The sequence below is a fragment of the Streptomyces doebereineriae genome (genome assembly GCF_031845645.1).
GTDB classification, from domain to species: domain Bacteria; phylum Actinomycetota; class Actinomycetes; order Streptomycetales; family Streptomycetaceae; genus Streptomyces; species Streptomyces canus.
Genome location: NZ_JAVREZ010000006.1, coordinates 533,300 through 543,303, shown reverse-complemented (window position 1 = coordinate 543,303; position 10,004 = coordinate 533,300). Strand labels below are relative to the sequence as shown.

The 10,004-nt window shown below is 73.1% G+C and carries 9 protein-coding genes and 1 pseudogene; 6 read left to right on the top strand and 4 right to left on the bottom strand.

What is annotated here, in order from left to right; all coding sequences use genetic code 11:
- A pseudogene (locus RNB18_RS21040) lies at positions 1–327 on the bottom strand (protein phosphatase 2C domain-containing protein); the annotation flags it as partial.
- Positions 328–1,819: 1,492 nt separating this feature from the next.
- Between RNB18_RS21040 and RNB18_RS21035 the strand changes: the two are divergent.
- Positions 1,820–2,305, top strand: coding sequence for a DUF456 domain-containing protein (locus RNB18_RS21035; protein ID WP_311715615.1), 486 nt, complete (start codon positions 1,820–1,822; stop codon positions 2,303–2,305).
- Positions 2,306–2,382: 77 nt separating this feature from the next.
- Entirely contained in the window at positions 2,383–2,754 is a 372-nt protein-coding gene (locus RNB18_RS21030; RefSeq protein ID WP_057610970.1) for a PPOX class F420-dependent oxidoreductase, read from the top strand.
- Here the strand turns inward: RNB18_RS21030 and RNB18_RS21025 are convergent.
- From RNB18_RS21025 to rsgA, 3 genes are all read right to left on the bottom strand, one after another.
- Positions 2,751–3,233: a methylated-DNA--[protein]-cysteine S-methyltransferase gene (locus RNB18_RS21025; RefSeq protein ID WP_311715614.1), complete on the bottom strand. Its 483-nt coding sequence runs from the start codon at positions 3,231–3,233 to the stop codon at positions 2,751–2,753. The two genes, RNB18_RS21030 and RNB18_RS21025, sit on opposite strands and share 4 nt — an antisense overlap.
- Before the next feature lie 2 nt (positions 3,234–3,235).
- The gene (locus RNB18_RS21020) at positions 3,236–4,615 is read right to left on the bottom strand and encodes a bifunctional transcriptional activator/DNA repair enzyme AdaA (protein ID WP_311715635.1); all 1,380 of its coding nucleotides are present in this window, start codon (positions 4,613–4,615) and stop codon (positions 3,236–3,238) included.
- A 134-nt stretch (positions 4,616–4,749) separates the two neighbouring features.
- Positions 4,750–5,850, bottom strand: a complete 1,101-nt coding sequence (gene rsgA, locus RNB18_RS21015; protein ID WP_311715613.1) for a ribosome small subunit-dependent GTPase A — start codon at positions 5,848–5,850, stop codon at positions 4,750–4,752.
- Positions 5,851–6,176: 326 nt separating this feature from the next.
- Here rsgA and RNB18_RS21010 point away from each other — a divergent pair, with 326 nt between their 5' ends.
- From RNB18_RS21010 to RNB18_RS20995, 4 genes are all read left to right on the top strand, one after another.
- Positions 6,177–7,001 (top strand): hypothetical protein, encoded by an 825-nt coding sequence (locus tag RNB18_RS21010; protein ID WP_311715612.1) that lies wholly within the window; start codon positions 6,177–6,179, stop codon positions 6,999–7,001.
- A 102-nt stretch (positions 7,002–7,103) separates the two neighbouring features.
- Positions 7,104–8,291, top strand: a complete 1,188-nt coding sequence (locus RNB18_RS21005) for an NAD(P)/FAD-dependent oxidoreductase (protein ID WP_311715611.1) — start codon at positions 7,104–7,106, stop codon at positions 8,289–8,291.
- Complete coding sequence (locus RNB18_RS21000) at positions 8,288–8,587, top strand: (2Fe-2S)-binding protein (protein WP_311715610.1); 300 nt, start codon at positions 8,288–8,290, stop codon at positions 8,585–8,587. Before RNB18_RS21005 ends, RNB18_RS21000 begins: the two co-directional genes overlap by 4 nt.
- Positions 8,580–9,977: an NAD(P)/FAD-dependent oxidoreductase gene (locus RNB18_RS20995; protein ID WP_311715609.1), complete on the top strand. Its 1,398-nt coding sequence runs from the start codon at positions 8,580–8,582 to the stop codon at positions 9,975–9,977. The genes RNB18_RS21000 and RNB18_RS20995 overlap by 8 nt, the downstream gene beginning before the upstream one ends.
- Positions 9,978–10,004: the final 27 nt, after the last annotated feature.

Below are 10,004 nucleotides of genomic sequence, written 5' to 3'. Positions count from 1 at the left end.
GTAGGTGGGAGGGCCGGAGCCGACGAATCCGGCGGGGGCGGGAGGGAGGGTGGGGATGTCCACGCGGGTGGCGGTGCGGGGTGCCTGCGGCGCGGGGGCGGGGCCCGGGTCGGCACCGTCCTGGTCGCGGTCGGCGGTCCGGCCACGTCCGGGTGGCTCGGGAGGCTCAGCGGTCGGGTTGGGCTGAGTGGAACCCGGGCCGGCTGCGGGGGGTTCGGCTTCGACGTCAGGTGCGGCGGCCCACCAGTCGACTTCGACGCGGCGCGCACCGGCTCCGCCTCGGTCGGAGGGTCCTGGAGGGCTCTCGGGGCCGCCAGATGTGGGCACGTCCTCGGCGCCGCCTCCGGGGTCCGTGATGCCGGAGGCGGGGCCACCCCTACGCGGGTCGACTCGGCCGACACCAGGCCCTCCGAAATCGCCGCGGCCTGGCTCAGCGGCCCGATCGGCGTCCTGCGGCGGACCATCCTCGACATCACCCCGCGAAACCGCTCCGCCGACGCCGTCGGGCGAAACGGCCCGGTCGGATTCCTGCGGCGACGGGGGTGGAGTCACGGGGCGAGGTGGGGCTGAGGGGTGCGGGGGTGGCGCGGTCGGCGGCCTCGGGGGCTCGTTCGGCATGCGCGAGGTCGGAACGGTCGTGGCCGGAGGCTTCTCGGTGGACGTACGGCCGCCGGGTGGCGGGGGCGGACGGTCCTCGGCGGGCCGCTCGACGAAGCCGGGCGGCTTGGGGCCGGGCGGGAAGGACGCGGGGCCGTCGGATGCATCGGGTGGCGCCTGCCAGGGGATGCGGTGCCGGCCGGGTGGGGGATCCGTCCCCTCGGAGAAGCCTGTCCGCGGCGCGGGGACCCCGGTACCGGGCCGACGGCTCTGTTCGTCCGCAGCACCCGGCTCGGAACCGGGCTGTCCGTCACCGGGTCCCGTCTCAGAGCCGGGCCGTCCACCACCCGGCCGTGCCCCCGAGCGCGACTGCTCCCCACCGGGCCCCGCCTCCGAGCTCGGCTGCCCCCCACCGGGCCCTACCGCCGCCCCAGGCCATCCACCACCGGGCCCAGTCTCAGCGCCCGGCCGACCACCACCGGACCCCGCCCCGAGGCTCGCCTGCCCAACACCAGGCCGCACCTCCGACCCCGGCGGTCCACCACCGGGCCCAGGCTCAGACCCGGGCCGACCACCACCGAGCCCCGCCCCCAAGCCCGGCCCACCCACACCAGGCCCCACCTCCGAATCGGACCGTCCACCACCAGGCCCCACCTCCAGCCCGGCCCGTCCCTCGCCAGCCCCTGCCTCGAAGCTCAGCCGTCCACCCCCCGACCCGTCCCGCACCGCCCCCGCCGCAGAGGCGAAGCGGTCGTCCAGGGTGTCCGGGGCCGGTGTGGGGCCCGTGTCGTCGGTGGAGTCGTACAGCTGCCCCCACCAGTCGTCCTCGTGACCGCGACCGGTGGGTGTTCCCCCCTGCTGGCTCATGCCCCCAATTGTCCACCGCATGGGCCGTATGAAAACGGGGCATCCCGAAAATCAAGCTCCGCCCCGCGCATCGAACTGTGTTACGAAAGCGTCGCCGGACGGTTCCACCCCCCACGGGAGAACCGCCCGGCGACGCCGAGTGACCCCCCGATCCACCACGGCGGACGCACGTCGTGGTGATCGGTCGGGTCGGCCCTGAGTGTGACCTGCTTCCCTGTCGCAGAGCTGTGACGGACGACGGCCCGAGTGCCCACCGCCATGAGGCCGATGCGCAGCTCTTCCTCAACGGGCCGGGAACGGGCCGGGTTGATATCGCTGACCTGCACTTTCTGCCTGCCTCCTGCACCCTGGACTCATGGGAGTGTGGGATCTCCTGCTGGTCGGCCTGGTCATGCTGTTCGGCCTGGTCGGGGTCCTGTTGCCCGGGGTGCCGGGGTCGTGGCTCGTGTGGGCCGCGGTCCTGTGGTGGGCGCTGAAGGATCCGCAACTGGTCGCGTGGAGTGTGCTCGTGGGGGCCACGGTCGCCCTGTTCCTCTCCCAGGTGGTGCGCTGGTCGCTGCCGCCACGCCGGCTGCGGGAGAGCGGGGCCACCCCGCGCATGGGGGCCTACGCCGGAGCCGGCGCGTTCCTCGGCTTCTTCCTGATCCCCGTGCTCGGCGCGATCCCCGGGTTCATGGGCGGCATCTACCTCTCGGAACGCCTCCGCCTCGGCCACCACGGGGCGGCGAAGGCCGCCCTGCGCACGGCGATGCGCTCGGGCGGTTCCAGCGTGCTGGCGGAACTGTTCACGTGTCTGCTGATCATGGGCGCGTGGCTGGGGACGGTGCTGTGGGGCGGCTGACCTAGGACCGCAGTCCCGGACAGGCCTGGTACGAGATTCCGATGTGCGGGCGGCGCGGGCGTGTTTGGCTGGCGGGCATGACCGAATTCAGCGAGGCCGAGCGCGCGTACCTGAAGTCCCAGCGGCTGGGACGACTCGCCACCGTCGACCCCCAGGGACAGCCGCAGGCGAACCCGGTCGGCTTCTTCCCGCAGGACGACGGCACCATCCTGATCGGTGGCTACGCGATGGGCCGCACGAAGAAATGGCGCAACCTCCAGAAGAATCCGAAGGTCGCGCTGGTCGTCGACGACATCGCCAGTCTGAAACCGTGGACGGTGCGCGGCATCGACATCCGCGGGGAGGCGGAACTCCTCACGGGCCCACACGAGTTGGGCCCGCACTTCAGCGAGGAACTGATCCGCATCCATCCACGACGGATCCACAGCTGGGGGCTCGAGGAGTCCTAGAGGGCGCCTTCGAGGGTGAGCAGGGCCGTCTTGCGCTCCAGGCCGCCCGCGTACCCGGTGAGCAGGCCGTTCGCGCCGATCACCCGATGGCACGGGCGGAGGATCAGCAGCGGGTTCGCGCCGATCGCGCCGCCCACGGCCCGGACGGCGACGCGGGCGGCACCGACGCGGGCGGCGATCTCGCCGTACGTCGTGGTCGCCCCGTACGGAACGTCGTCGAGGGCGTCCCAGACACGGGTCCGGAACTCGGTGCCGTCAGGACGCAACTCCAGCTGGAACTCCTTGAGTTCACCGGCGAAGTAGGCGGCGAGCTGCTCCTCCGCGTCCCGGAAGGGGGTGGGGTCGTGGACCCAGCCCTCCTGGACGGTACGGCCCTTCTTCTGCTCCGGAACGGACAGCGAGGTCAGCGCGCCGGTCTCGTCGGCGGTGAGGAGCAGGGTGCCGACGGGGCTGTCGAGACGGTTCCAGCGGATGGCCATGATTACTCCAACTCTCCTGCTGTGCACAGGTGTTGCCAGGCGTAGGAGCGCCAGGGGCGCCAGGTGTCGGGGGCGTCGAGGCCCGGTGGGGCGACATCGGGGTCACCGAGGGCACGGGTGCGGATGACGGCGACGGTACGGGCGTCCAGGCCGGGCAGGGCGAGGAGGGCGTGCTGCACCTCGTCGCGGTCGGCGCCCGGATCGAGTCGTACGGCCCCGTCGGCCAGGGCGGTGGCCAGCGTGCCCAGCGGGCCGGCCGCCTCCGAAAGGGCCGCGGGTTCGGGGAAGAGGTGGGTGAGGCTGCCGCAGGGCGCGTCCAGGGTCTTGCCGTATCGCTGGACGAGCCGTTCGGATGCGCTACGGCCCACCAGTGCCCGTACGGCGAACTCCTCGGGGTCGGCGGCGCCGGGCGACCGGAGTCCTGGCCGGGCGGCGACCAGGGGAGCGAGCCGGGTGTCCTCGCCGAGCCGCTCGTCGACGGCGTAGGGATCGGCGTCGAGGTCGAAGAGCCGCCGCAGTCGTCCGACGGCGGTGGTCAGGTCGCGGAGGTCGGTGAGGTGCAGGTGGGCGTCGAGCCAGCCGCCGGGGTTCGCGCCGGAGGTGGTTCCGGTCGTGCCGGTGCGTTCGTGGACGGCGACGATGCCGGTGCCGTGCGGGAGGCGGAGGGTACGGCGGTAGGTGCGCCGCCCGGGTGCCCCGCTCACCTCCTCGACGCCGGGTACGGCCTCGCTCTCCAGCAGGTCGAAGACGGCGCCGGACCGGTAGGGGCCGCGGTGGGCCAGTCGTAGCGGAATGCCCGCCGTGGGGGTGGCCGCGCGGCGTGTGGTCCGGGCGGCGGCCCGCAGGTCGCTGGGGGTGGAGGCGTAGATCTCCCGGACGGTGTCGTTGAACTGCCGCACGCTGGCGAAGCCCGAGGCGAACGCGATCTCCGTGACCGGCAGGCCGGTGGTCTGGAGCAGGACACGCGCGGTGTGGGCCCGCTGGGCGCGGGCCAGGGCGACGGGGCCTGCGCCGAGCTCGGCGGTGAGCTGGCGCTGGACCTGGCGGGCGCTGTAGCCGAGGCGGCCGGCGAGCCCGGCGACGCCCTCCCGGTCGACGACACCGTCGCCGATCAGGCGCATCGCCCGGCCCACCACGTCCGCCCGTACGTTCCAGCCCGCGGAACCGGGGACCGCGTCCGGGCGGCACCGCCGGCAGGCCCGGAACCCGGAGCCCTGCGCGGCGGCGGCCGTCGCGTAGAAGCGGACGTTGCGACGCTTCGGGGTCACCGCGGGACAGCTGGGCCGACAGTAGATCCCGGTCGTCTCGACGGCGAAGAAGAACTCCCCGTCGAACCGGGCGTCCCGGCTGCGAACGGCTTCGTACCTGGTGTCTTCGTCCATCACGTGTTCCAGTGTCCGCCGCGGGCGAGGATGCCGCTGGCGGAAATCGGACACGGTGATGGGGGTGCCGCGTCGGGTCCGTGGGCGGGCGCGGGTCCGTCGCCCCCACCCCGCCGCGGCCGAACGACTGCCCGCTACCTCCGGGACCCCCGCTTCGCCTCCATCGCCGCCTTGCCTTCCGCGCCCCTCTTCTTCCACTCCTTCCTGATCTCCGAACGGAGCCTCGCATCCGTCTTCGCCACGATCCGCTGGTTCTCCCGGATCAGCTTCCGGTAGCTCTCCAGCCGCCGCTCGGGCAGCTCGCCGGAGTCGATCGCGGCGAGCACCGCGCACCCCGGCTCACTCTCGTGCGCGCAGTCATGGAAGCGGCACTGTGCGGCCAGGGCCTCGATCTCGGAGAAGACCTGTCCGACACCGGTCTCGGCGTCCCACAGCCCCACGCCCCTGAGGCCGGGCGTGTCGATCAGTACGCCCCCGCCCGGCAGGGCGAGGAGATTGCGGGTCGTGGTCGTGTGGCGCCCCTTCCCGTCCGCGTCCCGTGCGGCCTGCACAGTCATCACGTCCTCGCCGATGAGCACGTTCGCCAGAGTCGACTTCCCCGCGCCGGACTGCCCGAGCAGCACGGTCGTACCGCCGGAGACGACCGCGACGAGTACGTCGAGCCCCTCCCCGTCCAGCGCGCTGACGGTCAGCACCGGGACGCCCGGCGCCGTCGTCTCCACGTCCTGCACGAGATGCGCGAGCGTCACCGCGTCCGGCACGAGGTCGGCCTTGGTGAGCACGACCACCGGCTGAGCGCCGGACTCCCAGGCCAGGGCCAGGAACCGTTCGATGCGGCCGAGGTCGAGTTCGACGGCCAGCGACACGGCGACGATCGCGTGGTCGACGTTGGCCGCGAGGATCTGCCCCTCGGACCGCTTGGAGGAGGTGGAGCGTACGAATGCGGTACGGCGTGGCAGATACGTCCGTACATAGCGAGGGTTGCCCGCGGGCTCGACGACGGCCCAGTCACCGGTGCACAGGACCCGCATCGGATCGGGCGGGGTGACGAAGGCCGTGTCGGCCCGCATCATCCCTTCGGCGGTGACGAGGTCGCACTGCCCGCGGTCGACCCGGACCACCCGTCCGGGCAGGAGCCCCTCGGACTCGTAGGGGGCGAACGCGTCCGCCCATGCCTCGTCCCAGCCGTAGGGAGCGAGAGCGGAGAAAACAGAAGAGGTGGAGCTGGAAGTCAAGGGAGACCCTTCACAAGGGTGGCCCCGGCACCAGGAGTTGGTGTCAGCCGACGGCCACGGAGGTGGACTTGATGATCTGGATGCGAGCAGCGCTCATCGCAAAGACAGCCATCGGTCGACACCTCCCTCATTCCTCGCACGTGGGGCACGGCAGCCGTGAGCGGCCGTGCGAAGCGGTCTCACCTTAGAGGCGTCCGTGTAGGGGGCGCCACCGGTTTTCCGGACCCCGGTGCCGTCGCCCCCTCACTCGAACAGCCCGGTGCGCTGGTCGTACGGGAGGAGCGGTTGTGGCATGGAAGCACCCCTCATCTCCAGGAGACCTCGTGATGACCCACCGTCCGCCCCGCCCCTTCCGCGTCCTCGCCTCGGCCCTGGCGGCCGGAGCCCTGTTGACGACCGCCGCGTGTGCGGACGGGGACGACAGCGGTCCGGAGCGCGCGGACACCACGGAGATCACCACGGAGATCTCCTCCTCGCCGCTCGCGCAGGCCTCCCCGGCCGCGCTCACCCAGGCCGGGGCGCGTGCCGCGCTGGTGACGGAGGCAGATCTGGAGGACGACTGGACGCAGGTCAAGAACGCGGCCACCTGGCGGGACAGCCTGCTGGTCGGCCAGGTGGACGTCGCCGACTTCCTCACCGGCAAGGCCGACGCGGCCGACTGCCAGAAGCTGCTCGACCGGCTCTACGACGACGAGCTCCTGGGCAAGCCGTCCGGAGCGTCCGCGCTCACCGGCTTCAAGGAGGGCGAGTCCCGGCTGCTGTATCAGGTGGCCGCCTATGACAAGGCCGCACTGGACACGTCCTTCGCCTGGCTGAAGAGCCTGCCGGTCAAGTGCGACCAGTTCACGGTGAAGGACAGCTCGGGCGGGCAGCGCACGGTCCAGGTGGTCGGGACCTCCCTTCCCAAGGAGGGTGATGCCCGGCAGGGGCTGCAGGTCACGGTCCGGGGCACCTCGGGCGGCGAGCCCACCACACTCACCCTCGACGTCGCGGCCCTGCGGGTCGGCACGGACGCGATCACCTTCACCAACGGCGGTCTCGACGGAGCCGACGACGACACCACCGAGCAGGCGGCGAAGCTGGGCACGGCACGTCTCGAGGACGTCCAGGCGGGCCGGACCCCGTCCGCCGACCCGAGCGAGATCGACTGACGGCCCGGTGGGTCCCGTCCGTCCCACAGCCCCGACGGTCCGACGTCGCGGTGTTCCCGACGCGGTGTTCCCGACAAGAGCGGCATGTGACATAGTACTGCCGTGAGCAAGCGACTGACCTGCGATGTCGTGGTCGTCGGAGCCGGGATGGTGGGCGCGGCCTGTGCCCTGTACGCCGCCCGGTCGGGCCTCGAAGTGATCGTCGTCGACCGCGGTCCGGTGGCCGGCGGTACGACCGGCGCCGGTGAGGGCAATCTCCTGGTCTCCGATAAGGAGCCGGGCCCCGAGCTCGAACTCGCCCTGCTGTCCGGCCGGTTGTGGACCGAGTTGGCGGAGGAGGTCGGTGATGTCATCGAGTACGAACTCAAGGGCGGCGTGGTCGTGGCCTCCACCTCCGACGGCCTCGAAGCCCTGGAGAAGTTCGCGACCGGGCAACGGGCCGCAGGCGTCGAGGCGGTGCGGGTGGACGCAGGCCGGCTCCGGGAGCTGGAGCCCCACTTGGCGCCCGGACTCACAGGCGGTGTGCTGTATCCCCAGGACGCCCAGGTCATGCCGACGCTGGCCGCCGCTCATCTCGTACGGGCCTCGGGTGCCCGGCTGTTCACCGGCGCGGCGGTGACCGAGGTGCTGCGCGGCGCCGACGGTGCCGTGCGCGGGGTGCGCACCGGCCGGGGCGAGATCCATGCCCCGCATGTCGTCAACGCCGCCGGGACCTGGGGCGGTGAGCTGGCCGCGCTGGCGGGAGTGAGCCTCCCCGTACTCCCGCGCCGCGGCTTCGTCCTCGTCACCGAGCCGCTCCCCCGCCTGGTCCACCACAAGGTGTACGCCGCCGACTACGTGGCCGACGTGGCCAGCGACTCGGCGGCCCTGCAGACCTCACCGGTGGTCGAGGGGACGGCGGCCGGGCCCGTCCTGATCGGCGCGACCCGGGAACGGGTGGGCTTCGACCGGTCGTTGTCGCTGCCCGCGTTGCGCGCGCTGGCGGCGGGCGCGACCCGGCTGTTCCCGTTCCTGGAGCGGGTGCGTGCGATGCGGACGTACCTCGGCTTCAGGCCGTACATGCCCGATCATCTGCCCGCGATCGGCCCCGATCCGCGGGTGCCCGGGCTGTTCCACGCCTGCGGGCACGAGGGCGCGGGCATCGGACTGTCCACCGGGACGGGGCAGTTGATCGCCCAGGTGCTGGCCGGACACGCTCCCGATCTCGATCTGGCGCCCTTCCGTCCCGACCGTTTCCCCGCCTCCGACTTCGACGCCGACTCCGACTGCGACTCCGAGGAGGCCTCGTGAACCCGCTGGAGCTGGTGCGCGCCGAGCCCGGTCCCGCCTTCACGGTCACTTTCGACGGGCGGGAGATCGAGGCGCTGCCAGGCCAGACCGTCGCCGCCGCGCTGTGGACGGCGGGCGTCACCTCCTGGCGCACCACCCGCGGCGAGGGCCGCCCGCGCGGGATCTTCTGCGGCATCGGCGTCTGCTTCGACTGCCTGGTGACCGTCAACGACCGCCCGAACCAACGGGCTTGCCTGATGCCCTTGCGGCCGGGCGACGCGATCCGCACGCAGGAGGGAACGGGCCACGATGACTGAGCCGAGCCTGGCGGTGATCGGCGCGGGTCCGGCCGGACTCGCGGCCACCCTCGCGGCGGCCGCCCGGGGCATCCGTGTCACCCTGATCGACTCGGCCGCGGAGGCGGGAGGGCAGTTCTACCGGCAGCCCGCACCCGCCCTCGGGGCCCGTCGACCGCAGGCACTCCACCACCAGTGGCGGACCTGGGAGAGACTGCGGGACGGCCTGCGCGCCCATGTACAGGCGGGCACGGTAAGGCATGTGACGGACCATCACGTCTGGTTCGTCGAGCGCCGGGACAGCCCCGGGTTCGCCGTGCACGCTCTCGTCGGCCCCGAGCAGGAGCAGCCGGCCGAGGTACGCGCAGCGGCGGTCCTCCTCGCCACCGGCGGCTACGAGAAGGTGCTGCCCTTCCCCGGCTGGACCCTGCCCGGTGTCATCACGGCGGGCGGGGCGCAGGCCATGCTCAAGGGCGGGCTCGTACTGCCCGGCCGTACCGCCGTCGTCGCCGGGACCGGGCCGCTGCTGCTGCCCGTCGCCACCGGCCTCGCCGCGGCGGGCGCGACGGTCGCCGCGCTGGTGGACTCGGCCGACCCGAAGTCGTTCGTACGACGGTCCCGGGCGCTGGCGGGCCGGCCGGGCAAGGTGGCCGAAGGCGCCCAGTACGCGGGGCGGTTGCTCCGGCACCGGGTACGCACTGTCCTCCATCACACCGTCGTGGCGGCGCACGGCGCCGAGCGGCTGGAGGCGGTGACCATCGCGGCCCTCGACCGGGACGGGCGGGTGCGCCAGGACACCCGCCGACGCCTCGTCTGCGACACCCTCGCCGTGAGTCACGGCATGCTGCCGCACACCGATCTCGCCGACGCGCTGGGCTGCCGGGTCGACGGTACGGACGTGTACGTCGACGACGAGCAGCGCACCGACGTGCCGGGGGTGTGGGCGGCGGGCGAGACCACCGGCATCGGCGGCTCCGCCCTCTCACTCGCCGAGGGGCACATCGCCGGGCGGTCGATCGCGGCGCGGCTGGCCGGGCGGGCGCCGGATCCCGGTGAGTGGGCGGCCGCCGCGCGCACCCGGGCCGGGCTGCGGGCCTTCTTCGCCGCCGTCGACTCCGTCTACGTGCCGCCCGCGCACTGGGCCGAGCAGGTCAGCGACGGGACGGTGGTGTGCCGCTGCGAGGAGGTGTCGGCCGGTACGGTGCGGGAGGCGGTGCGCGAGCTGGGGGCCGGTGATCTGAGGACCGTGAAGCTGCTGACGCGGGCCGGGATGGGCTGGTGCCAGGGCCGGGTGTGCGGGCCAGGAGTGGCCGGTGTCGCCGGGTGCGCGGAGACGGCGGGCCGCAGGCCGTTCGCTCGGCCGGTGCCGCTGGGCGTGCTGGCCCGGGCCGGCGAGACCGAGGAACAGTGATATGTCACACCCTATTGAGAGGGGATC

Bases quoted from the DNA above. Each gene is read 5' to 3' on its own strand.
- RNB18_RS21025 (WP_311715614.1), bottom strand. From the start codon at position 3,233: ATGGCCATCCGCTGGAACCGTCTCGACAGCCCCGTCGGCACCCTGCTC.
- RNB18_RS21020 (WP_311715635.1), bottom strand. From the start codon at position 4,615: ATGGACGAAGACACCAGGTACGAAGCCGTTCGCAGCCGGGACGCCCGG.
- RNB18_RS21035 (WP_311715615.1), top strand. From the start codon at position 1,820: ATGGGAGTGTGGGATCTCCTGCTGGTCGGCCTGGTCATGCTGTTCGGC.
- RNB18_RS21030 (WP_057610970.1), top strand. From the start codon at position 2,383: ATGACCGAATTCAGCGAGGCCGAGCGCGCGTACCTGAAGTCCCAGCGG.
- RNB18_RS20995 (WP_311715609.1), top strand. From the start codon at position 8,580: ATGACTGAGCCGAGCCTGGCGGTGATCGGCGCGGGTCCGGCCGGACTC.
- RNB18_RS21010 (WP_311715612.1), top strand. From the start codon at position 6,177: ATGACCCACCGTCCGCCCCGCCCCTTCCGCGTCCTCGCCTCGGCCCTG.